Below are 23098 nucleotides of genomic sequence, written 5' to 3'. Positions count from 1 at the left end.
TTTATTGTTCTGCATCGCGGCATCCAAACGCTCCGCATGGGCCATCGCCGTAGGCGGGCTGTAAAATCTGTATAATAACTGCTATGCAGTTATTATACCATGTTCTTTGCGCCCTGTGCAACGCCTGCCCCAGAAAAACCCGCGGGTATCCCACGAAAATATCGGTTCCACGCTGTCTGTCTTTCCTGCTTTCCGTCTTATTGTGGCTTCAATCGCCGGTTCCAAAAAAGCTTGCTCCGGCTGCATTTGGGCTCCTGCAAAACAACAAAACGCGCGGTATGGCAAAACCATATATGGAATATATCATAGAGTTTCAAGAAAACCGGCGGTTGCCCGGCGTAAGATCATGCTTATTTTGCGGGGTGATAAAATATCTTGCCTATCAGGTTCCCTGCAAGTGCAATCACACCACATGTAAAACAGGCAAAATAAAGAAAACTGCTGCAAGTGATTTATCATTTGCAGCAGTTTCTGTTTTATCGCAGTCACGCTCCGGTTTCAGATCACGGCTTGGGGCGCTATTTTGCTTTCTTCTCGCGGTGAGAATATAAAATGCGAATCGAATTTATGACACAAAGCATGGCAACGCCGCTGTCGGCAAAAACGGCCATCCACATGTTGGCATATCCGGCAAGGCCCAAAACCATCACCAGCAACTTGACCGCCAGCGCAAACACAACATTTTGCATAGCGATCGCGCCGGTTTGTCTGGCAATGGCCAAAGAATCGGGGATGGCTTCCATCGAAGAAGTCATAAACACGATATCCGCCGCTTCGATAGCCGCATCCGCGCCGCTGCCCATGGCGGCCCCCACATCCGCACCAGCCAGAACAGGCGCATCATTAATACCATCGCCAACGAACATCACCGCGCCGTATTTTTGGCGGATCTCTTTGAGCCGCTCGACTTTTTCTTCCGGCAGCAGGCGCGCAAACACATCATCCACTCCAACGGCCCTTGCCACGGCTTCCGCGCTTTGGGGCGCGTCTCCGGTAAGCATGGCGGTGACCACATTGCCGCGGTGCAGCTGTTCTACGGCTGTTTTTGCTTCTTCTTTAATGGTATCTGCAATCACAAGATAACCCATCAGCAGCCCATCTTTGGCCAGCAGCACTTCACTGCCATAGATTTCATCTGTTAATTTATCTAACTTTACATCATTTGATTCCATAAGCTTTTTATTGCCGCAAAGCCATGTTGCGCCGCCCCACTGGGCTATAACGCCCTGCCCCGCGGTCTCGGTGAGGCTGTCGGGTGTTTCAAGAGCAATGCCCTGTTTTTTTGCCGCCGTTTGAATGCTCACAGCGATGGGATGGTTCGATCTGCTTTCGCATGCCGCCGCATCTTTCAGCAATTCATCGGCGCTGATATCGGCCAGCGACACAATTTTCTGAACTTCGAAGTTGCCTTTGGTGATGGTTCCCGTTTTATCCATTACCACGGCTTTCACTTTTTTCATCGCCTCCAGCGAGACGCCGCCTTTAAACAGAATGCCCTTTTTCGAGCCCGCGCCAATGCCCGCAAAGAAAGAGAGCGGAACGCTCAGCACCAATGCGCAGGGGCAGCTGATGACCAAAAAGGTAAGCGCGGTATAGACCCAATGATGCCAATTGCCGGTAAACAGCGAAGGCACAATGGCCGTTATCAAGGCCACCGCCACCACAGCGGGGGTATAGATCCTGGCAAATTTGGTGATAAATCGATCGATCTTGGGCTTGCTGGCCGCCGCGTTTTCCACAGAATCCAAAATGCGGGTGACCATTGATTCTTCCAGACTTTTTTCTACGCGAACTTTCAGCACGCCCGAAAGGTTCATACAACCCGAGATCACCGCATCGCCTGCCGCCGCGCGCACAGGCACGGGTTCGCCCGTCACGGGGGAAGTGTCGATTCGGCTTTCGCCCTCGACCACAACGCTATCCAGCGGAATGCGGTCGCCGGCCTTCACGATCAGCAGGTCGCCGGGATTCGCTTCGGAAGCGGGAATAACACGCCCTTCGGCCAGTTCCACCACTTCGGGACGCATATCCACGGCATCCATGATCTGCTTTCTGCTTTTTTCCACCGCGCGGTGTTCGAAATATTCCCCTACGCGATAAAACAGCATCACACCCACGGCCTCCGCATATTCGCCGATAACGATAGCGCCCACGGTGGCAAGGCTCATCAAAAAGTTTTCATCAAACACATGGCCTTTTGTCAGGTTTTTCACTGCTGTCCATAAAATTTCTCCGCCCAAAACGGCATAAGAACAAAGGAACGCGGCCGTTGCCCAAGCCATTTGGTTCCCTTTTTCTAAAAAAATGCCCAGCAAAAACAGCGCAGCGCCGCCTAAAATCAAAAGCAGTTCATTTTTTTCTTTTTTCTGCTCTTCTTTCGGATCCTGCTTTTGGGCAGTCTGCTGTTTGACCACCACCTGCGGCTCGATGGAAGCGCAAATTTCTTGAAGTTTCGGCAGCAGCTTTTCTTGAGAAACAGCCGTTACTTTCAGCTGTTTGGTGGCGAAAGTCAAAGTCGCCCCGCTCACTTCGGGCAATTCATTGATCTTGCGTTCCATTTTGGCGGCGCAATTGGCGCACCCCAGATTTTCAAGCAGGTAAACCTGTGTGGTTTCGCCTTTGGCGGCGGTTTTCAGCGTTACCTTTACCTGATCTTCGATCGATGCACAGATTTGCTGTATTTGCGGCAAAAGGGAAGGCGCATCCGCCGCCTGCACTTTCAGCTGTTTTGTGGTATATGTCAACGCAGCGCTTTCTACGCCAGGCAACTGACGGATTTTAGCTTCCATCTTTGCCGCGCAATTGGCGCATCCCAGATTTTCAAGTATAAAAACAGTGGTCTTCGCAGAATTTTTTAAATTTTCTTTCTGTTCTTCTTCGTGGTGATGTTCATGCCCGCAGCAGCAGCCGTCATGCTCTTCATGGTGATGCTCATGCCCGCAGCAGCCGTCATGCTCTTCGTGATGATGCTCATGCCCACAGCAGCCGTCATGTTCTTCGTGATGATGCTCATGCCCACAGCAGCAGCCGTCATGTTCTTCGTGATGATGCTCATGCCCGCAGCAGCCGTCATGCTCTTCATGGTGATGCTCATGGCCACAGCAGCAGCCGTCATGTTCTTCGTGATGTTCCGCGCTTTCATGCGCTTTTATCATCGTAATCCCTCCCTTTACAAATATTTATCCAACACAGCATTAAACCTCGCTAAAACATCCACATCCCCCTGCTCGATGCCATCTTTTACACAATGGTTCAAATGCTCTTTTAAAAGCAGTTTGCCCACTTTGTTGATGGAACCGGAAAGGGCCGAGATCTGAAGCAGAATATCTTCGCATTCTTTTCCATCTGCCAGCATTTGGCGCACCCCGCGCACATGGCCTTCAATGGCGGCCAAACGGTTATCCAACGCTTTATTATAATGACTCGACATAATTTTTTTCCTCCTTTTATCCCATCCCCCCCGGGAGGGGGTCTGTCTATACTATACTTCCCCCATGCCTTTCTGTCAAGGCCTTTATTCTTCTTTTCTTTGGCGGGGTTTCCATTGACACCCCCCTTGTTTCATCATATAATAAATTTGCCGCAAAAGAGGGTTTTCCCGCGGCGCAACAGGTTATAAAAACGCAGAAAATGCCTGAACATCGGCTTAAAACGCGTCGTAAGTCATTTTCGATCAAAACAGATGGCTGAAGTGTGGTATCTTTGCCCCGACGCTTGATGTGTTGGGGTTTTCTTTTTGAGTTTATTTTTTAGACAGGGGTTGTCACTATTGAATATACGCATGGCCGGCATCGATCATTCTCTGGCCGGCATCGATATCCGCAGTCAATTTTCTTTTTCAAAATCACGGCAGGAAGAGATCTGCCGCGATCTTTGTGATCTTCCCGAGGTTCTGGGGGCGGTGCTCATCGCCACCTGCAACCGAACGGAGGTTTATCTTTCCTGCGAGGAAGGCTCTCAGCTTCATCCCTTCGCGTGCCTTTGCCAGGTGAGCGATATCCCGTTTGAAGATTGCAGCGGCCTTTATAAAATGCGCTGCGGCGATGAGGCCTTCCGCCACCTTTGCCGTTTGGCCTGCGGCGCGGAATCACGCATCTGGGGCGAAGATCAGATCATCACGCAGGTGAAAAACGCCATTGTTGCTTCGCGCGGCGTTCACTGCGCCGACGGTGCTTCAGAGGTGCTTTTCCGTATGGCCGTCACCGCGGCCAAGCGCATCAAAACCGAGCTTCGCTTCACCAAATCTGAGGTTTCGGTTGCCCAAAAAACCCTGGAACTGTTTCAGGCGGCCCAAAACCCGCCCCATCGTGTTTTGGTCATCGGCAACGGCGAAGTGGGTCGGCTGGTGGCGAAAACGCTGCTTGCCCATGGTTTTGAAGTGACCATGACCCTTCGCCAATATAAATATAAGCAGATCGATGTGCCAAAAGGTGCCGATGCTTTGGATTACGCGCGGCGCTATGAGGTTTTGCCGCAATTCGATGCGCTTGTCAGCGCCACCTCAAGCCCCCATGTGACCATTCAGGCCGAGCTTTTGGCCGGGCTTCCCAAACTTCCTGCGCTCTATGTGGATCTGGCGGTCCCCCGCGATATCGACCCGTCGGTGGCCAAGCTCGCGGGATGCTCGCTATATGATATCGATACGCTTTCCATCGATGCCATCACCGAAGATCACGAAGCTGTTCTGCGGCAGGCAGATGCCATTATCGAAAAATATCTGGGCGATTTTCACAAATGGGAACTTTACCGCCAGGCGGCCGTTCGGAAGGGATAACCCCCATGACAAAAGATTTTTTCCCCGTTTTTTCAGATATCCGCGGCAAAAAAGCCGTGATGATCGGCGGCGGAGCCATTGCCGCCCGCCGCATGGCCACGCTTTGCCGTTTTTCTTTTTCGCTTGTGGCGGTGGCGCCGGATTTTTGCGATGATTTTCTGGATCTTGCCCGCCGCTTTCCGATCACGCTTGTGCGGCGCGCCTTCGAGCCTCGCGATCTGGAGGATGCCTTTTTGGTGGTGGCCGCCACCGACCGGCGCCCTGTCAACCGCGAAGTGGGGCGGCTTGCCCGTGAAAACCATCAGTTTGTCAGCGTTTGCGACAGGCGCGAAGAATGCAATTTCTATTTTCCCGCTTTGATCGAAACCGAAACGCTTACCGCCGGATTGATCGGCGACGGAAGCGATCACGCGGCCGTTTCGCGCGCGGCCAAACAAATAAGGGAGATTTTAAAATGAACTTGACCATCGGAAGCCGTGAAAGCAAATTAGCGGTGATTCAGACACAGATCGTGATGGATGCGCTTGGCGCGCTGCACCCCGATTTGAAAATAGAACTGCTCACCATGAAAACCACCGGCGATATCATTTTAGACAGAACATTGGATAAGATCGGCGGCAAGGGCCTTTTTGTCAAAGAGCTTGACCGCGCTTTGGAAGACGGCCGCGCCGATCTGACCGTTCACAGCTTTAAAGATATGCCCATGGAAGAGCGTGAAGATCTGCCCATCGTCGCCGTTTCGCCCCGTGAAGATCCCCGCGACGCGCTGGTTCTGCCCGCCGGAGTTTCCGAACTCGATCTCAGCCGCCCCATTGGATGCGCCAGCGCCCGCCGCCGCCTTCAGCTGCAAAAGCTGTTCCCCGGCTGCCTTGTAAAACCCGTTCGCGGCAATGTGCTGACACGGCTTGAAAAGCTTGACAGTGGCGAATATTCGGCCCTTGTGCTGGCAGGCGCCGGTTTGAAACGCCTTGGGCTCGATCATCGCATCAGCCGCTTTTTTCCGGTGGAAGAGATGCTGCCCGCCGCCTGTCAGGGCATTCTGGCCGTTCAGGCGCGGAAAGATTTCGACCGCAGCCTGCTGAAAGGCTTTCACGACCCTGATACCTGGCAGATCGCGCTGGCGGAACGCGCTTTCGTGCGCGCGCTGGATGGCGGCTGTTCTTCGCCCGTGGCGGCCCACGCCACGCTTGAAAACGGAACGCTCACTTTGCGCGGGCTTTATGTAAACGAGCAGGAAGCCTATCACATCCGCTCGATCTCGGGCCCCGCAGACCAAGCCGAAGCTCTGGGCGCCAGCCTGGCGCTTTCAATGAAAAAGGAGGATCAGGATGGCAAACGGTAAAGTTTATCTCATCGGCGCCGGCCCCGGCGACCCGGGGCTGCTGACTTTGAAGGCCCATGAGCTGCTTTCTTCTGCCGAAGTGGTGGTTTATGACCGTTTGGTGGGCGAAGAGATCATGGCGATGATCCCCCCCACCGCAACTTTGATCAATGTTGGCAAACACGCGGGCGATCACCCCGTGCCCCAGCACCGCATCAACGAAATTCTGGTGGAAGAAGCCCAAAAGGGCCATCAGGTGATCCGCCTGAAAGGCGGCGACTGTTTTGTCTTTGGCCGCGGCGGTGAAGAGCTGGAAGAGCTTTGCCGTTATGATATTCCTTTTGAAGTGGTGCCCGGCATCACTTCCGCCATTGCCGCGCCGGCCTATGCGGGCATCCCCGTCACACACCGCGATTTTTGCTCTTCGCTTCATATCATCACGGGCCATAAGCAAAAAGACGGCCTTTTGAATTTAGATTATGACGCTCTCGTTCGGCTCAACGGCACCTTGATTTTTCTGATGTCCGTCGCCAGCGTGGGCGAAATTGCCGCGGGGCTTTTAAAAGCCGGCATGGAACCTTCCACCGATTGCGCCGTCATCGAAAACGGCACCCGCCCGCAGCAGCGCAAATTTGTTTCTTCTCTGGAAACCATCGAAGAAACCGTTCGCCGCAACGAGGTTCAATCACCCGCCATCATTCTGGTGGGGCGTGTGTGTTCCCTTTCCGATTCGTTCGATTGGTTCGACCGCCTGCCGCTGAAGGGCCGCCGCATTCTTGTTACGCGCCCGAAAAACGCCGCTTCCAGGCTTGCCGATCGGCTGCGCGCTCTGGGGGCCGCGGTTTCGCTGGCGCCCGCCATCGAGACCCTGCCGCTGCCGTTTGCGGTTCCCGATTTTTCGCTTTATTCGGCGCTTGTGTTCACCAGCGCCGCCGGAGTTCATGCTTTCTTCGCGGGTCTGTTTGAACATGGGTTCGACAGCCGCCGTCTTTCGGGCTGTCTTTTGGCCGCCGTCGGCCCCCAAACCGCCAAAGCGCTGCGCCATTACGGGCTGTGCGCCGATTTTGTTCCCAAAGAATATACGGGTTCGGCGCTGGGCGATGAGCTTTGCAAAAGCGGCCTGCTGAAAGAGGGCAAACGCGTTTTGATCCCCCGCGCCGCAGAAGCCGCGCCGGAACTGACGGATCATCTGCAGGCAAACCATATCGCCTATGATGTTCTGCCGGTTTATCACACAGTGATGACCTTGTCGCTGCCGTTTGCAAAAGAAGATTTTGATGTGGTCACCTTCACCAGCGCCAGCTGCGTGGAAAACTTTTCCCATTGTCTTTCGGGCGATCTATCCCAGGTGACCGCCCTCTGCATCGGCCCGAAAACCGCCGAAAAAGCGCGCGAACTGGGCATGCAGGTCATCCTTTCCAAAGAAGCTTCCATCGATTCCATGATAGAAACATTGATTAACAGGGGGTAATGTTCAAATGTTCACCAGAGGACGCCGGCTGCGCTATAACAGCCTCATTCGCGGCATGGCCCGCGAAACCCGTGTCAGCGCGGATGCACTGATTCTTCCTATTTTCTTGAAAGAAGGAATCGGGATCAAAGAAGAGATCCCCTCTTTAGACAACCAGTATCACTACAGCCCCGACCGCGTATGCGAAGGCATTGAAGAAGCCGTGGCCGCCGGTGTGCGCAAATTTCTGCTGTTCGGCCTGCCCGAACATAAAGATGCCTGCGGCAGCGAAGCCTATAATGATCAGGGCATCGTTCAGCAGGGCCTGCGCGCCATCCGTGAAAAATTCGGCGATTCCGTTTATCTGGTCACCGATGTCTGCATGTGCGAATATACTTCTCACGGCCATTGCGGCATTCTCGACGGCACTTATGTGGATAACGATAAAACGCTTTCTTATCTGGCGCGCATCGCCGTTTCTCACGCAAAAGCCGGCGCCGATATGGTGGCGCCTTCCGATATGATGGATGGCCGTGTGGCCGCTATCCGCGCCGCTTTGGATGAAGCGGGGTTCCAGCATCTGCCCATCATGTCTTATGCGGTGAAATATGCCTCTTCTTTCTATGGCCCCTTCCGCGATGCGGCAGGTTCGGCCCCCAGCTTCGGCGATCGCAAAACCTATCAGATGGATTATCACAACCGCTTTGAAGCGCTGCATGAAGCCAAAGCCGATGAAGAAGAAGGCGCGGATATCATTATGGTAAAGCCCGCTCTTTCTTATCTGGATATCATCCGCGAAGTGCGCGGCCAAACCACTTTGCCCGTGGCGGCCTACAGCGTCAGCGGCGAATATGCCATGATCAAATCCGCCGCAAAGGCCGGCCTCATCGATGAATACGGCGTGATGTGTGAAAGCGCCATTGCCGTTTTCCGCGCAGGCGCGGGCATTTTGATCACCTATTATGCAAAAGAACTGGCGCAGGCCATTGCGAGAGGAGATATCGGTTGATATGACACGATCGGAAGCTTTGTTCGAGCGCGCAAAAAAAGTGATGCCCGGCGGCGTGAACAGCCCTGTTCGCGCGTTTAACGCGGTGGGCGGTTCCCCGCGCTTCATCACCCGCGCAAAGGGTTCCCATATCTGGGATGCCGACGGAAATGAATATGTGGATTATATCGGTTCCTGGGGCCCCATGATCTTGGGCCATGCCACAGAAGAAGTGCTGAACGCCGTTGCTTCGACCATGGTGAACGGCTTGAGCTTCGGCGCGGCCACCGAACTCGAAGTGCAGATGGCCGAACTGATCACCGAGATCGTGAAACCCATTGAAATGGTGCGCATGGTCAACAGCGGCACAGAAGCCGTTATGAGCGCCCTGCGTCTGGCGCGCGGATTCACGGGCCGCGAAAAACTGATCAAATTCGCCGGATGCTACCATGGCCACAGCGACAGCATGCTGGTGAAGGCGGGCAGCGGCGCGCTGACCAACGGCAACCCCGACAGCAGCGGCGTTACCCGCGGCGCGGCGCAGGATACTTTGCTGGCCGAATATAACGACCTTTCTTCTGTGGAAGAACTGTTTCATCAAAACCCCGGCCAGATCGCCGCGGTGATCGTGGAACCCGTTGGCGCCAACATGGGCGTGGTTCCCCCCGCGGAAGGCTTTTTGCAGGGGCTGCGCAAGCTTTGCGATGAAAACGGCGCGCTTCTGATCTTTGATGAAGTCATCACAGGGTTCCGCCTGGCTTTGGGCGGCGCTCAGGAATATTTCGGCATCGACGCCGATCTTGTGACCTATGGAAAAATCATCGGCGCAGGCATGCCTGTGGGCGCTTACGGCGGCCGCCGCGAGATCATGTCGCATGTTTCGCCTTCGGGCAGCGTTTATCAGGCGGGAACCTTATCGGGCAACCCGGTGGCCATGGCCGCGGGCCTTGCCAACCTGACACAGCTGAAAAACCATCCCGAAGTTTATGATAAAATCAACGCCATGGCGGCTTCTCTCGCCCAGGGCATGAGAGATCGCCTGCCCTATACCGTCAATCAGATCGGCTCTGTGCTTTCTGTCTTTTTCACCAAACAGCCCGTTACCGATTTTGCTTCGGCCAAAACCAGCGATACGGCGATTTATGCCCGCTATTTCAACCACATGCTGCAAAACGGCATCTATATCGCCCCCGCTCAGTTTGAAGCGATGTTTCTCAGCGCGGCGCATACACCCGATGAGATCCAAAAAACTTTGGATGTGGCGGCTTCTTTTGAAAAATGACCCTCAACTTAAAAAAGCAGGCGGAAGAAAATCTCTTCCGCCTGCTTTTCTTTTATGCTACCACAGTTTTTTCAAATATTTTTCTCTCAGATAATCGAGGAAATATTGTTCGGAAAGCGGCTGCCCCGTGGCTTTTACGATCAGTTCTTTGGGGGTCAGCGCGCGGCCGTATTGATGCACATTTTCATAAAGCCATTGATTGATGGGCGCAAAATCGCCGGTGCGCAGTTTGTCATCCCAATCGGGCATTTTTTTGCGCATGGCGGCCAGCAGCTGCCCGCCATAAAGATTGCCCAGCGTATAGCTTTGGAAATAACCCACATGTCCCGACGCCCAGTGGATATCCTGCAAAACGCCGCCGCGGTCATCCTTCGGCGTCATACCGAAGCATTCCTGATATTTGGCGTTCCAGATCTCTCTGAAATCATCGGTTTTAGTCTTTCCTTCAAACCAGTCTTTTTCCATCTCGAAACGGATGATGGGATGCAGGCTGTAGGTCAGCTCGTCTGCTGTGATGCGGTTGGTTCCCGGCGTTACCTTCATCAGCGCTCTGTAAAATTCATCGGCCGAAACAGCGCCCAGCTGGGGGAAATGTTTCAAGATCACCGGATAGGCCAGTTCCCAGAATTCCGGCGATTTGCCGATGATGTTTTCATAAAAGCGCGACTGCCCTTCGTGAACGCCGCCGCCAAGGCCGCCCCACAGGCCGCATTCATTTGCGCGGGCGCTGCCGCTGTAGCCATAGCGGGCGTGGCCGCCTTCATGCAGCATGGTGAAAATGCCGCCCCAAATGCCTTTATAGCTGATGGCGATGCGGCAATCTTTTGGCCCCACGCCCGTGCACATGCCATGAAGCACTTCACTGTCGTGGGCACAGCCGGCGTCAAAACCCGTGAGCTGGTTGATTTCAAAGGCGGTGTCGCGGATCTGCTGATGGGTATATTCCACCTCTAACACCGAAGTATCGATTTTTTCCTGCCGCGGGCATACTTTTTCAAGAATCTCGCCGATGCCCGTTTTCAGCGCGGCAAACTGTTTTTCCACCTCTGCGGTGTCAATGCCTTCATCCACCGAATCGCAAAGCACCTCAAACGGGGGGCGGTTCGGGTCAATGGCGCGGGCCATTTTCATTTTCAAATCGAACAGCCCTTTGATCCAGGGTTTATAAACTTCGAAGCTGTTCTGGTTCAGCGCGTCACGCCATGCGCGCTGCGCCGCGCCGGTATAGTTGCGCAGCTCGATCTGCAGATCTTCGGGCACAAGCACCGCATCTTCATAACGGCGAATCAATTCCCGCGCCGCGCCGCGCTCATAAAGATCTTCAAACCCTTCATCGCCCATCTCTTTCAAGCCGGCGACCACTTTCGCGGTTTCGGGGTCTTTCAGCCGTGTCAGCGCCTGCCGTGTGAAATAGCCGCTGACTTCCTGGCGATAAGGCTGCCCTTTTTCTGAAAGGCCTTCCCAGAGATCCCAGCCCATCAGGCCCTGAATGCTGTCATAATAACGCTGTTCTTTTAAAATTTCGATAGCCTTTGTAACGATTGTGCGATCCATTCTTCTGCTTCCTTTCATCCGCTTTTGTTCCAGTATACCGCAGCCGCCGGGGATGCACAAGAAAAGGCCTTACGAATTTCTCGGCGAAAAACTGTGTAACTTCACCATGGGGCCAAATTCACGAAGCACAATAATAAGCCATCAGCCCATTGACCACCGCTTCGCAAAACACCTTTGTTCTTTCGGGCGATGTGATCTCTTCGAACTCATTGGGGTTGGGCAAAAAACCGTTTTCGATCAGGATCGCCTGCGTAAAATCCTGCCGGCAGACATAAAGCCGCGAATCTTCTGTCAGAGGCATCACAGGGCGGCCTGTTTGTGAAAAAGCGCTTTCGATCTGCCCCGCCAATTCTTTTGTGACAGGCTGGCGGCAATAAAGCCCCACGCCATAAAGATTTGTCAGATCCTGATCATCGGCCGCGCTGTTGCTGTGAAGCGAAAGAAAAACATCGGGCATTTCCTGAAACGATTTGAGGAAACGGCCGCGCAGGCTTACTTCTTCGTCGCTTTCCCGCGTCATCATCACCTGCGCCCCCTGCTCTTCCAGCCTTTTTTTCAGCTGTTTGGCCAGGGCCAGATTCACCTGTTTTTCGGGCAGCTCTTTTTCACAGCCATAAGCGCCTGCGGCCGCCCCGCCGTGGCCCGCATCCAGCATGATCTTCAGCCCCTTCAGGCTGCCCTGTTCACACTTCTTTTTTGGGCGAACGGTCAAGATCAGCTTTTTACCCTCGATTTGCCAATACCATCCCGCGGGCGAAAAATCATTTAAGGTGACTTGATAAATCAGGTCGCCTTCTTCGATCTGCGCCAGCGCCTTGGCCACCGCTTCGCCCTGAGGCAGCCGGTCGGATACCGCGTTGAAAAACCGCAGGCTCAGCACGCCGTTTTCATAAGAGCAGCTTGCCGCAGGAATCTTTTCGCTTTCAAACACAAATCTGGCCGAACCCTCCCGATACTCCGCAGAAACAGGCTTGATCTTTGATGCGCTGCCCGCTGTATCTTGAAACAGCTTTACAGCATCTTTGGCCACCCACCCCACATTGCGGCAAAGCACCTTATCGTTTTCCATGCGCTCCACCACCAGATTCATGCCTTTTCGCAAAAAATCTTTGCATCCCCCCCCCGCCCGCGGTTCATGGTAAACATCGCAGAGATCCTGCGTGACCGTGCATCCCAAAGAAACCGCCCGGCCGATCACGCAAACGCGGTGCGGGGCGATCTCGGCGGAAAGAACGCCCCGCCGGCTGCTGACATACAGCGGATGTGAAAAATCGGTCACGGTATCTTTCGCCCCCTGAAGCGGCGGCAAGGTCTGGCTGTATCCGCCCGGCTTCTTCTTCCAAAGCGCATAGCTTTTTCCGCCCAGCCAGAGAGAAACTTTGCTGCCGGTAGGCGCGGGATAAAAGAATTCTGCGCTTTCTCCCTGTTGGAGCCAGCGTTCCCCCGTTTCCAATGGGGCGGTTTCGCTCTGTTCCTTTCGAAACACCGTTCTTGTGAGGGTATTCTCGCCGTTTTGAATGGTGAAATGGTTGCTGCCCCATTCAAGGGGAACCAGGCAGCCCCAGCGCCCCGCCGCATCGCGCTGCGCAACCACGATATCATTGATTTTCAGCGGCTTGGATGCATCGGAGGTGCCGCAAAAATAAAACGCCTGTGTCGCCGACGCGCAATCTTCCGCCGGCCTTGCCAGCTCCAGCTTGCCACCAGGGACGCCTTTTGTTTGCTTCACACAGGCCAGCATCTGCTGGTTTTGAGCCAGATTGCCATAGCGAAACAAGATCCAGCTTTTTTCGTTTTCTTCTAAAATAGCCAGCTGAGTGCGCAGTTCCTGCGTTCCATACCAGGGTGAAGCGGTGTCTTCCGCCATGGCCTTATAGGCCGCAAGCCCCGGGATCAGGCGGCATTGCGTGCCCTTCACCTGTTGGCGCCACCACTGGGTCAAAACCTTGAAATCGCTGCCTTCCTGCCCGCAATACCAATAGATCTGCGGGGAAATATAATCCACCCATCCGTTTTTCACCCACGCCCTGCTATCGGCATACTGATCGAAATAACTTTGCCCGCCCGCTGTTTTGCTGCCCTCGGGCATACTGCTTTCGTTGGCCCAGATGCCGGCGGGAGAAACACCGAACAGCAGCTTGGGGTTTTGCTTATGCAGATTTTCATCCAAAAGCGAGATCAGCTCGTTGACGCTGCCGCGGCGAAACTCTTCCAGGCTTTTGCCGCCGCCATATTGGCCATAGGCCGCTGAATCATCAAAATTCCCTGCGGGATAAAAATAATCATCCAAGTGGATGCCATCAACGGCATAATTTTTTGCCAGTTCCAAAGCCCCGTCTAAAATCAGCTGGCGCACCTGCGGCAGACCGGGGTCAAAATATAAATTCCCGTCGCTGCCCAGCCTGACCCACTGGGGGTTCTGCCGCGCGGGATGCCATTCGGCCAGTTGCCCCAACCCCGCTTTGATGGAGCCGGGTGCTCCTTTCGTGATGCGGTAAGGGTTGATCCATGCATGAACGGCGATCCCCTTTTCATGTGCCTTCTCAACGAAATATTCCAAAGGATCCATCCCCGGGGAACCGCCCTGCCGCCCTGTGAGATAAACACTGTAGGGGAAAATTTGAGAGCGGTACAGCGCGTCGGCGCAGGGCCTGACCTGCAAAAACGCCGTGTTCAGGTCGTTTTGCGCCATGGTTTCCAAAATGCTGTCCGCTTCCTGCCGCAGCTGATCGGCGCTGAGCCCCTGTTTAGAAGGGTAATCCAAATTCAAAACGGAAGAGATCCACACCCCGCGGATCGGGTTTTCGGCCGCCCGCGCCTGCTGTATGCCGGCGCACTGCGCCAGCGGCAGCAGCAAAAGAAGCCCCAAGACCAAGCGTTTCCAATATTCTTTCATGTTTTCAACTCCCTTTTGGATTCTGTTGCCCTTTTCTTTCAAATATGTCATAATAAACCCAGTGACTTTTTTCTGGACTTGCTTTATTTTTATCGAGGATCGAGGAAAAATATGCTTGTAAACTTTCTGCGCCTGCGAAATAAAAAGGAACCGCTTGTGAAAACACAGGCTGTTTGCCCACTCTGCGGCAAGCCTCTTTATTTGCTGCGGCATTCTGTTTATCTTGAGCTTTTTTCCCTTTTCCCCATCAAGACCCTCCGCCGCGGCGAAAGCCTTATTTGCCTTGCCTGCGGCTGTCAACAAGAATCCAATCATGCAAAGGATGAATAGATCGATGCATCAAAGAATCGCAGCGTTACACGATATTTCCGGGTTTGGCCGTGGCTCGATGACCACGGCGATCGCCGTTTTCGCGGCTCAGGGCATTCAGTGCTGCCCCGTGGTGGGGGCTGTGCTTTCCGCGCATACCGCTTTTCCCCATGTGACCGTTCATGATCTCACCGATGATCTGCCCGCCTATGTGGAAAACTGGAAAGAATTGAAGCTTGATTTCGACGCCGTTTATTCGGGTTATATGAGCAGCGCCGCTCAGATCCTTCAAGTGGAAAACCTTCACCGTTCCTGCATGCGCCCCGGTGGGCTTCTGGTGGTTGACCCCGTGATGGGCGATAACGGAAAACCCTATGCGGGGGCTTTCGGCGAGCAGTTCGCCGCCCAGATGGCCGCGCTTTGCTCACAGGCCGATATCATCACCCCCAACCTTACAGAAGCCGCCATGCTGCTGGGGGATGCGCCCGACGGCTGGCGGGAAGACGAAGCTTCGGTGACGGTTCTGCTTGACCGCCTGTTGAAGCTGGGCTGTAAAGCCGCTGTCATCACAGGGGTCCATGATACAAAAGGCCGCATCGGCGCGGGATGGATCGACAGCCATGGCCGCCGCGGCTTTGCCTATTGCCCCAAGGTGGATGCTTATTTCCCCGGAACAGGCGATCTGTTTGCTTCGGTCATGCTCAGTTCTCTTTTAAAAGATCCCCGGCGCAGCCTTGCTTCTGCCGTTGAAAAAGCCGTGGAATTTGTTTACCGCTGTATTGAAGAAACCGTAAAAGAAGGCACCGACCCTTTGGAAGGCGTGCTGCTCGAAAAGATGCTGCCGCTGTTTTTGAACCGCTGAAACCGATAAAAAGGAGCCGTTATGGAAAAGCAAGAATATATCCGCGAAGTGATGAAACGCGTGAACCTGCCTGAAAAAAGGCGCGCCAAAGCCGAAACCCGCCTGCGCGATGAGATCGAGCGCCAGCTGAAAAAAGGCAAAACGATGGAACAGATCTCGCAAAGGCTTGGCTCGCCTTTGGAATGCGCCAAAAAGATCCAAACCTTTGGGGAAGCCGAAACGCCCTTTAACGCCAAAACCGCCGCCGTTTATCGTTTTCCGCTTTGGTTTCTGGTGATCGCCGGGGGCCTTTCTGTGATTTTCAACGGTACGCTGCTTTTTTGGGAAGAAGGCCAGCAGGCCGTTATGGGCAGCGCCGCCGGGCGCAGCAGCATCCTGCTTTCTTCTTCCACCGCTGCCAACCTTTTCTGGACAGTGCTTTCCCTCGTTCTTATGACAGGCGGCATTGCAGGGCTCCGCTATCTGAAAAACAGAACAAAATCTTCGCAATAAAGGCATTTTCGCCAAAACAAATAAAAACCCCTCTCACAGAGCGTTTGAAACCGGCCGCATTGCGGCTTGCTTCTTTTGCTCATGCCAGAGGGGTTTTCTTTTTTACTTTTTTACCGCCGTATGTCGGGATCAGCGGTGATTTTTCAGCCAGGTTGTGGCGCAATGGGCATAGACCGCCGCGCCATAGGGCAGGGCTTCTTCATTGAACAGCACCTTGGGGTTATGGTTCGAAATCCATTTGCTCTTATCTTCCACACCGGCAGAAAGCCAGAAGATCTGGCTGGGCACCAGCTGGCCGAAATAAGCGAAATCTTCCGATCCGGAGCCTCTTTCTGTGTTTCTGATGATTTTTTCTTTGCCCACAATGTCTTCCACATAATCCACCATTTCATGGGTGAACGCCGCATCGCAGTAAGTTGCGGGCGAACTGAACAGCCACTTGACCTCAGCGCTGCCGCCGAACATTTCGGCCGTGCCCTTTGAAAGCTCTTCCAAACGGCGCTTGAGCATATCTGTCAGTTCCTGATTGAACCCGCGGATGGTTCCCTTCAGAACGCCTTCGGCGGGGATGATGTTGGTGGCATCGCCAAACTGCATGGCGCCCACCGTCAGCACACACTGTTCCGCAGGGTTGGCTTCGCGGGCGATCAGTTCCTGCAGCGCCAGATGCAGATGCACGCCGATATTGATGGGATCTACGCCCTTATGAGGGGTGGCGCCGTGGCAGCCGCGGCCCTTGATCGTGATTTCAAAACCATCTGCCGAAGCCATCACATATTCTGTGCCGTAATGGATCTCGCCCACTTCGCCCATGGAGCCGATATGGATGGCGAACGCCGCATCCACATGGGGGTTTTCCATCACGCCGGCATCGATCATGGCCTTGGCCCCACCAAAGGTTTCTTCATTGGGCTGAAACACCAGCTTGATCGTGCCTTCGATCTCGTCTTCTTTTTCTTTCAGCAATTTTGCGGCGCCCAGCATCATCGCCATATGGGTGTCATGGCCGCAGGAATGCATGGCGCCGGGTTTTTTCGAAGCATAGGGCAGCCCTGTTTCTTCGGGCATGGGCAGCGCATCCATATCCCCGCGGATGATGATGCATTTGCCGGGCTTTTTGCCGCCGCAAAGCGCCACAACGCCGCATTTGCAGATCTCCTGCGGTTCATAGCCCATTTCTGTCAGGCGCTCTTTCACATATTTCACCGTTTCGGGCAATTCATCGCGCACTTCGGGGTATTGATGAAAATGCCTTCTGTTTCGAATCAATTCGGGGGATAATTCCTGCGCCCGTTTTAAAAATTCATTCATTTCTTTTTGCTTCCTTTCTATGGGGCGATTTCTGCCGCCGCATACCCGCTGCTCAAAACAGCATTCTGTCGGGGCATTCTGCCATTTTTGGTAAGCTGCTTAATTTATTATAGCAAAGATTTTCCGCTTGCGCACATTAATTTCAAAAAAGCCCCATAAACTTTTTTGGCCGCTTTGTTTTTCCCTGTTCTCTATCAAAAAACGAGGCGGATGCTTTTGGCATCCCCCTCGTTTTTTATCCACCGCGCATAAAACCCGCCGCGGCGGGCAAACCAAAAGCGGGCGTTATTGTTTGATATGGATCAGCTCTTTCACTTCGTCTAAAGAAGCGCATTCGATAGGCTCATCAAAAATATAAGAAAGGCTGTAAGACCATTCCTGCGCAGAAAACGGGCGGTCAAAAAGCGTTTCTATTCTTTCAAACAATGCCTTTCTGTCGGGGCAATAGCGCAGATCAGAAAGACAGCAATCCATTTCATTTGCCAATATTTCCAGAATGACACCCTTCATAAATTTCACCCCAAATCTTCTTCTTATCAACAGTATACGATTGTTTCCGCATTTTGTAAACTGTTAGTAGATTCTTTCCAATAATAATCTTCTATAAGTGTTTCCGATTGGGTTACACTCAAATTGAGTGATCTAAAATGGTGTATGACTTTGGCTTGCGTTTGCGCTCGCTGCGTCTTGAACGGAAGCTGACGCAAGCGCAGGTTGCAAAACGAATTGAGGTCTCAAAAGCAGCCATCAGCGGGTATGAAAACAATGTGAAAACGCCTTCTTTGGAAATTTTAAAAAAGCTTGCGCTGTTTTATGGCGTTTCCACCGATTTTTTGCTCGGTCTAAAAGATTCGCGTGTTCTTCCCATCGATGGGCTGACGCAGCGTCAATTAGAAATTCTTGACATCCTTTTGAGAGAATTCAAAACCCGTTGAACAGGGTTTCAAATGATAAAAGCCTGCCGATTTTTCGGCAGGCTTTTACTCTTGCGTTGCATATTTATCGATTTTCGGTTTTTCTTTTATTGCCCATATTGCTTAAAGCGGGTGCCATAAACTTCGGTCACTTCGGAAATCAGCAGGAAACTTTCGGGATCGGCCTGATGGATCACTTTTTTCAGTTCGTTGATCTCATGCCGCCGCGCCACACAGATGAGCATGGTTTTATCTTCGCCGGTATACATGCCGCGGGCTTCCACCGCGGTAACGCCGCGCTGTAATTTTTCAAAAATGATCTTTGCCACCACTTCGGGGTTTTTGGTGATGATCATGGCTTCTTTCTGTGAATCGGAACCGCTGATGACGCTGTTGATGACCACGCCGGTGAGATATTGCACGATGATGGCATAAAGGGCGCTTTCAACGCTTCGATAGATCAGTGAACCCACAATGATAATGGCGCCGTTCATCACCAGGTTGGCGTTGCCGATGCTGACGCCGTTTTTCTTGTTCAAATATTTGGCGATGATATCGGTTCCGCCCGAGGTTCCGCCGCGATAGAACACCAGCCCGAAACCAAGGCCCATGATGATACCGCCATAGATCGCGGCAAGCAGTTTATCGCCCTGATATTCCATCAAAAACGGGCCGACGGCATCCATAAACACCGAATAAGACACGGAACACACCATGGTCTTATAGAAAAATTCTCTGCCCAGCAGGCGATAGCCAAAAATCAGCAGCGGAATATTCAGCACAAGGCTGGCCGCGCCGATGGGCAGTTTGACCAGATAGTTTGCGATCAGCGCCATGCCCGCGATGCCGCCCATGGAGATCATGGCCGGTTTGATAAAGATCACAATGGCCGCAGAAAAAATGCATGAGCCTACAACGATCAAAAAATAATCTAAAAAAACGCGGTAAAGGTTTTCTTTTTGCAATGCGGTTTTCTTTTCTGCCATCTTATGTTCCTTCCTTCCTCAATTCTTATTTTCCTGCTGAATTATTTTTTCAAACAAAACGCAAAGCCTTTCTTTTTGGCCTGTCAGATAAAGCATGCCGAACACGGCCTCAAGCCCCGTGGCCGCGGCATAATCGCCGGGCGCGGCGTTTTTTGGCATGGTTTTCGGCTTGCTGTTGCGCCCCCGCAAATAGACCGCTTTTTCTTCTTCGGTGAATTCGGGCTGCAAAAGCTGGGCAGCCTGCGCCTGCGCGCGGGCGCAGACCAGCTCGATGGTCTTGCGGTGCATCTGGTTTGCCAAAAGCCCGCCGTGACGAATCACATGGGTTCTGGCCATCAATTCATATATTCCATCCCCTATGTGCGCAAGCGCCAGACTGGAAAGCTCCAGCAGCTCTTGCCGCGGCAAAGTGGGAAATAGAAATTCTTCCATAGTTGTTTCCTCCGTTTTCCGATTTCTGCCCTATCTTTTTGCCCGCCGCCCCCGGTCGGTTTTGCAGGCATCTTGATATCATCTGATAGTCTACCATATTTTTGCTGAAATTGATATGAATATTTTATTCAAATCCCTCTTGCTTTTCCAACTTTTTCTGATATAATCTATAATATACTAAATAAGTAGAGTATCGAGAATGTATAGTTGCCGATACGATGCAAAGACTATCTCATCAGAGAACTCATTTAAGGAGGAAATTTTTATGACACTCAGACATATCACACAGGATGAATTCGACGCCGTTGTTTCTCAGCCCGGCAAAAAGGTTTTGGTCGATTTCTTCGCCACATGGTGCAACCCCTGCAAAATGCTTGCCCCGATGCTGGAAGAAATCGCCGACAATCTGCCCGAAAACGCAGAAATCGTCAAACTGGATATCGACGAAAACATGGATGCCGCCAAGCGTTTCCGCGTCATGAGCATCCCCACGCTGATTCTGTTTGAAAACGGCGAAGCCGTGAAACGCATGGTTGGCGTTCAGCCCCAAGACGAGATCGCAAAGCTTTTCTAAGCTTTCGCGGCGATTTCGCTTCTATCTTGCTTTTCTCTCTCTTCCCATATCAAAAAGCTTGCCCGCCCAGAATAAAGGCGGACAAGCTTTTTTCTTTTTGTTCTCATCCCTTCGGGCGTTTCAACAGTCGTTTTCTTCCCCCGGAAAGATCGACCGCACCAGCAGGCGGTATAAACAGCCCGGGTTAATAGGTTTCGCCAGATGCCCGTTCATCCCTGCCTCACGGCATTTTTCGATATCTTCCTCAAAGGCATCCGCCGAAACAGCAAGGATGGGGATTTTTCCCGCGTCTGCACGATGCAGCGCGCGCATGGCGTATGCCGCCGAAACGCCATCCATCACAGGCATGCGCAGATCCATCAGCACAACATCCAGCCACCCCGGCGCGCTGCCCGCGAAAATTTCCACCCCTGCTTTTCCGTTGGCGGCGCGAACGGTCTCCATCCCAAACTTTTGCAAGATCGTGCATAAGATCTCCATATTGAGCGGGTTGTCTTCACATACCAGCGCCCGTTTGCCCTTCAGCCGCAATTCTTCCTTCTTTAGGGTTTCTTTCCCATCCATAGAAGAACGGTCTGTTTCCTTGAGATGAACGCGCACGACAAAAGTCGTGCCTTTTCCCTTTTCGCTTTTCACCTCAATGGTGCCGCCCATGGCGTCTATGATGCGTTTCACAACGGCAAGGCCCATTCCGCTTCCCGTGGCGTCGCTATTTCCAGGGTATTCCTGGGCGAAGGGTTCAAAAAGTTTCGGCAGAAAATCTTTGCCGATGCCCGTGCCGGTGTCGGAAACGGTGATGATGCTATCCGGTTCTCCGCCTTCGGGCGGATCCAGACGGCAGCAAAAAGTCACCGTTCCGCCGGGCGGCGTAAAGCGAACGGCGTTGCTTAAAAGATTCAGCAAAACCTTTTGCAGGCTCACCCGATCGGCCATCACCATGCGCGGGCGTGAAGCGGCCACATCTTCTTTCAAAGTAACACCCTTTTCGGCCGCCAGAGCGCGGATGGGTTCCAGCACTTCGCCCAAGACCTCAGCCGTATCGACCGGCGTTAGGTTCAGACGATACTTTTCGCTTTCCATCCGCGACATGATCAAAGTATCATCCACCAGTGAGCAGAGAATCGAGCCCGATTTTTTGATTTTTCCCAGATATTCTTTGATTTGGTTGGTGTCGCCGCTGCCGAGGGCCAGATCGGTGTAACCCATAATGCCGTTGAGCGGTGTTCTCATATCGTGGCTCACCGCGCCAAAGAATTCATGCTTCGCCCTGTTGGCGTCTTCCGCCGCGGCAAGCGCCGCCTGACGCAGCTCGATCTGGCGCTCTGTTTTTCTTCTTTTCACCAAAATAATCAGCGCGGCCACAGCAATGGTCAACAAAACACCCGCCACGATCACCGCGCCCACCAGATAAGAAACAGGCAGGCGATCGATAAAGGTAGAAAATTCGGCGGAATCTTTCAGCGTTTCGCTGGTGATCAGCTGGTGGATGAATGAACCGTCGGCCGCAACGGATTTATTCATGATGGAACGCAGCGTATTGCTGCTTTCACCATGAGGCAGAGCGCAGACAACATCCCATGCTTTGTCTCCAAACGCCAAAACAATATAATTCGAAACGCGGCTGCGGCTCAAAAGCCAGGTTGCGGCGGGCTGCGGGCAGATCATGGAATCAACTTTGCCATGTTTAAGCAATTCAAAGCATTTTTCGCAGCTTTTGCAGATGGCGACATCGGCTTTCCCTTTTTGAGAAGCCATCGCCTCTTCTATTTGCAGAGCGCTGCATTGGGGAACCGCAACCGATTTTGCCTGACCATCTCCCTTTTTCATGATTTCGACCATGTTCAATTGCAGATAGGGAATCGTCAAGATTACCTGTTCTTTATTGGCGTCGATGGTATTGCTGCCGAATTTGCCGATCATATCGATCTTTCCCTCATGCAGGGCCGCCAGTTCTTCTTCAGTGGTTGAAAAAGGCTTGCAAATAAATTTGGAACCGGTCACCTGTGAAAAATGATCGAAATAAGCCGGAAGGATTCCTTCTGCATTCCCCGTTTCCGTTTTGCGGCTGAAGGGCTCATCATCAGACAACACCCCCACATAAATTTCGTCATGCTCTTTTAAATATTTCTTCTCTTTTGCCGAAAAAGAAGGTTCATTGTTTCGCGATGCAGGAAAATATTTCATAAACAGTGCGGTCGCATAGCTTGGATCTTCCAGATCAAGAATACTCATTGCCCGATCCAGCTGCGTTTTCAAATCTGTGCGCTGCCTGTTGAGCATGAAATAAAGATCCAGCGAAGGGAATTCCGCGATTTTTTGCGCGCCCACAATGGTGGAACCGCCGGCGATGGCATCGACCTTTCCGGCCAGCAGCGCGGCGTTGCGCTCATCCAAACTGTTATATTCCCGAACATGCGGCGTCAACCCGTTTTCAACGCACCAATCGGTGTAAAGCTTTACCACATTAGAGCCCTTTAAAATCCCGCAGCTCAGCCCTTTCATAGATTCCGTATCGCCGATGGCAAAACGATCGTCATCCGCCCTGACCTGAACCGCAATCTGGGCGGTGCACATCTTTTTTGCAGAAACCAAAAATCGGTTTACACGCTCTTCCGTTTGCGAAAGGCCGCTCATCACATCGATTTCGCCCTTTTCAAGGCCTGCAGTGGCCGCGTTTAAATTGGGGTATTCCACAAACTCGACCTTCCAGTTTGCATACCCCGCCAGCGTATAATAAAATTCGGCGTCATAGCCGGAATAACTGCCGTCTGCCTCCTTATGCAAAAAATCGCCGTTGTAAAAATAACCCACACGCACCGTCGTTTGGTCCGCCTGTGCCGTCTGCGCGGCTGACGCCTGCGGGATCATCCCCAACAAAAAAGCAAAAACCAAAAAACCCGCCGTCATCAGTCTGAGCCACACAAATCCGCGGATATTTTGCTTTTGATTCATC

21 protein-coding genes are annotated in these 23098 nt (G+C 52.8%); 10 read left to right on the top strand and 11 right to left on the bottom strand.

Annotated features, from left to right (window positions below):
• Nucleotides 1-518: 518 nt before the first annotated feature.
• From ACJA3I_RS06255 to ACJA3I_RS06245, 3 genes are read right to left on the bottom strand one after another with little or no spacing between them, the layout of a single operon-like run.
• Nucleotides 519-2828, bottom strand: coding sequence for a heavy metal translocating P-type ATPase (locus ACJA3I_RS06255; protein ID WP_458863828.1), 2310 nt, complete (start codon nucleotides 2826-2828; stop codon nucleotides 519-521).
• 26 nt (nucleotides 2829-2854) lie between these two features.
• Nucleotides 2855-3142 carry a hypothetical protein gene (locus ACJA3I_RS06250; RefSeq protein WP_458863858.1) on the bottom strand — a complete coding sequence of 96 codons (288 nt, stop codon included), beginning with the start codon at nucleotides 3140-3142 and terminating at the stop codon, nucleotides 2855-2857.
• A 27-nt stretch (nucleotides 3143-3169) separates the two neighbouring features.
• Complete coding sequence (locus ACJA3I_RS06245) at nucleotides 3170-3430, bottom strand: metal-sensitive transcriptional regulator (protein ID WP_458861753.1); 261 nt, start codon at nucleotides 3428-3430, stop codon at nucleotides 3170-3172.
• A 339-nt stretch (nucleotides 3431-3769) separates the two neighbouring features.
• Between ACJA3I_RS06245 and ACJA3I_RS06240 the strand changes: the two genes are divergently transcribed.
• The 6 genes from ACJA3I_RS06240 to hemL are packed head-to-tail and all read left to right on the top strand — an operon-like array spanning nucleotide 3770 to nucleotide 9815.
• Nucleotides 3770-4774 carry a glutamyl-tRNA reductase gene (locus ACJA3I_RS06240; RefSeq protein WP_458861752.1) on the top strand — a complete coding sequence of 335 codons (1005 nt, stop codon included), beginning with the start codon at nucleotides 3770-3772 and terminating at the stop codon, nucleotides 4772-4774.
• Between the two features lie 5 nt (nucleotides 4775-4779).
• Entirely contained in the window at nucleotides 4780-5232 is a 453-nt protein-coding gene (locus tag ACJA3I_RS06235; RefSeq protein ID WP_458861751.1) for a precorrin-2 dehydrogenase/sirohydrochlorin ferrochelatase family protein, read from the top strand.
• A complete protein-coding gene (gene hemC / locus ACJA3I_RS06230; protein WP_458861750.1) occupies nucleotides 5229-6116 on the top strand; it encodes a hydroxymethylbilane synthase in 888 nt (295 codons plus the stop codon). Before ACJA3I_RS06235 ends, hemC begins: the two co-directional genes overlap by 4 nt.
• Nucleotides 6103-7566, top strand: coding sequence for a uroporphyrinogen-III C-methyltransferase (cobA, locus tag ACJA3I_RS06225; protein WP_458861749.1), 1464 nt, complete (start codon nucleotides 6103-6105; stop codon nucleotides 7564-7566). Before hemC ends, cobA begins: the two co-directional genes overlap by 14 nt.
• Before the next feature lie 7 nt (nucleotides 7567-7573).
• The gene (gene hemB, locus ACJA3I_RS06220; RefSeq protein WP_458861748.1) at nucleotides 7574-8554 is read left to right on the top strand and encodes a porphobilinogen synthase; all 981 of its coding nucleotides are present in this window, start codon (nucleotides 7574-7576) and stop codon (nucleotides 8552-8554) included.
• A 1-nt stretch (nucleotide 8555) separates the two neighbouring features.
• Nucleotides 8556-9815: a glutamate-1-semialdehyde 2,1-aminomutase gene (hemL, locus tag ACJA3I_RS06215; protein WP_458861747.1), complete on the top strand. Its 1260-nt coding sequence runs from the start codon at nucleotides 8556-8558 to the stop codon at nucleotides 9813-9815.
• A gap of 57 nt (nucleotides 9816-9872) precedes the next feature.
• On the opposite strand, the gene ACJA3I_RS06210 is transcribed toward hemL, so the two are convergent.
• The 3 genes from ACJA3I_RS06210 to ACJA3I_RS06200 all read right to left on the bottom strand — a co-directional run bounded on the left by ACJA3I_RS06210 (nucleotide 9873) and on the right by ACJA3I_RS06200 (nucleotide 14446).
• Complete coding sequence (locus ACJA3I_RS06210; RefSeq protein ID WP_458861746.1) at nucleotides 9873-11369, bottom strand: carboxypeptidase M32; 1497 nt, start codon at nucleotides 11367-11369, stop codon at nucleotides 9873-9875.
• A gap of 118 nt (nucleotides 11370-11487) precedes the next feature.
• The gene (locus ACJA3I_RS06205; RefSeq protein ID WP_458861745.1) at nucleotides 11488-14265 is read right to left on the bottom strand and encodes a family 10 glycosylhydrolase; all 2778 of its coding nucleotides are present in this window, start codon (nucleotides 14263-14265) and stop codon (nucleotides 11488-11490) included.
• A 4-nt stretch (nucleotides 14266-14269) separates the two neighbouring features.
• A complete protein-coding gene (locus ACJA3I_RS06200; protein ID WP_458861744.1) occupies nucleotides 14270-14446 on the bottom strand; it encodes a hypothetical protein in 177 nt (58 codons plus the stop codon).
• A 153-nt stretch (nucleotides 14447-14599) separates the two neighbouring features.
• Between ACJA3I_RS06200 and ACJA3I_RS06195 the strand changes: the two genes are divergently transcribed.
• Both ACJA3I_RS06195 and ACJA3I_RS06190 read left to right on the top strand, forming a co-directional pair.
• The gene (locus ACJA3I_RS06195) at nucleotides 14600-15436 is read left to right on the top strand and encodes a pyridoxamine kinase (protein ID WP_458861743.1); all 837 of its coding nucleotides are present in this window, start codon (nucleotides 14600-14602) and stop codon (nucleotides 15434-15436) included.
• Between the two features lie 21 nt (nucleotides 15437-15457).
• Nucleotides 15458-15928 (top strand): HAAS signaling domain-containing protein, encoded by a 471-nt coding sequence (locus ACJA3I_RS06190; protein ID WP_458861742.1) that lies wholly within the window; start codon nucleotides 15458-15460, stop codon nucleotides 15926-15928.
• Nucleotides 15929-16057: 129 nt separating this feature from the next.
• Here the strand turns inward: ACJA3I_RS06190 and ACJA3I_RS06185 are convergent, their stop codons facing one another.
• Both ACJA3I_RS06185 and ACJA3I_RS06180 read right to left on the bottom strand, forming a co-directional pair.
• On the bottom strand, nucleotides 16058-17239 hold the full coding sequence (locus tag ACJA3I_RS06185) for a M20 metallopeptidase family protein (protein WP_458861741.1): 1182 nt from the start codon (nucleotides 17237-17239) through the stop codon (nucleotides 16058-16060).
• Nucleotides 17240-17524: 285 nt separating this feature from the next.
• On the bottom strand, nucleotides 17525-17749 hold the full coding sequence (locus ACJA3I_RS06180; RefSeq protein WP_458861740.1) for a hypothetical protein: 225 nt from the start codon (nucleotides 17747-17749) through the stop codon (nucleotides 17525-17527).
• 137 nt (nucleotides 17750-17886) lie between these two features.
• On the opposite strand from ACJA3I_RS06180, the gene ACJA3I_RS06175 reads away from it, so the two are divergent.
• Nucleotides 17887-18174, top strand: coding sequence for a helix-turn-helix domain-containing protein (locus tag ACJA3I_RS06175; protein ID WP_458861739.1), 288 nt, complete (start codon nucleotides 17887-17889; stop codon nucleotides 18172-18174).
• 86 nt (nucleotides 18175-18260) lie between these two features.
• Here the strand turns inward: ACJA3I_RS06175 and ACJA3I_RS06170 are convergent, their stop codons facing one another.
• Together ACJA3I_RS06170 and ACJA3I_RS06165 are read right to left on the bottom strand one after the other, a co-directional pair.
• Complete coding sequence (locus ACJA3I_RS06170; protein ID WP_458861738.1) at nucleotides 18261-19139, bottom strand: YitT family protein; 879 nt, start codon at nucleotides 19137-19139, stop codon at nucleotides 18261-18263.
• Between the two features lie 18 nt (nucleotides 19140-19157).
• Nucleotides 19158-19571 carry a Mini-ribonuclease 3 gene (locus tag ACJA3I_RS06165; protein ID WP_458861737.1) on the bottom strand — a complete coding sequence of 138 codons (414 nt, stop codon included), beginning with the start codon at nucleotides 19569-19571 and terminating at the stop codon, nucleotides 19158-19160.
• 265 nt (nucleotides 19572-19836) lie between these two features.
• Between ACJA3I_RS06165 and trxA the strand changes: the two genes are divergently transcribed.
• A complete protein-coding gene (gene trxA, locus ACJA3I_RS06160; protein WP_458861736.1) occupies nucleotides 19837-20145 on the top strand; it encodes a thioredoxin in 309 nt (102 codons plus the stop codon).
• A gap of 120 nt (nucleotides 20146-20265) precedes the next feature.
• On the opposite strand, the gene ACJA3I_RS06155 is transcribed toward trxA, so the two are convergent.
• Complete coding sequence (locus ACJA3I_RS06155) at nucleotides 20266-23097, bottom strand: ATP-binding protein (RefSeq protein ID WP_458861735.1); 2832 nt, start codon at nucleotides 23095-23097, stop codon at nucleotides 20266-20268.
• Nucleotide 23098 lies beyond the last annotated feature (1 nt).

This window comes from Acidaminobacterium chupaoyuni (assembly GCF_047936785.1).
GTDB lineage: Bacteria > Bacillota > Clostridia > Oscillospirales > Butyricicoccaceae > Acidaminobacterium > Acidaminobacterium chupaoyuni.
The sequence above is the reverse complement of the archived record's forward strand: the minus strand, read 5'-3'. Positions and strand labels throughout refer to the sequence as shown.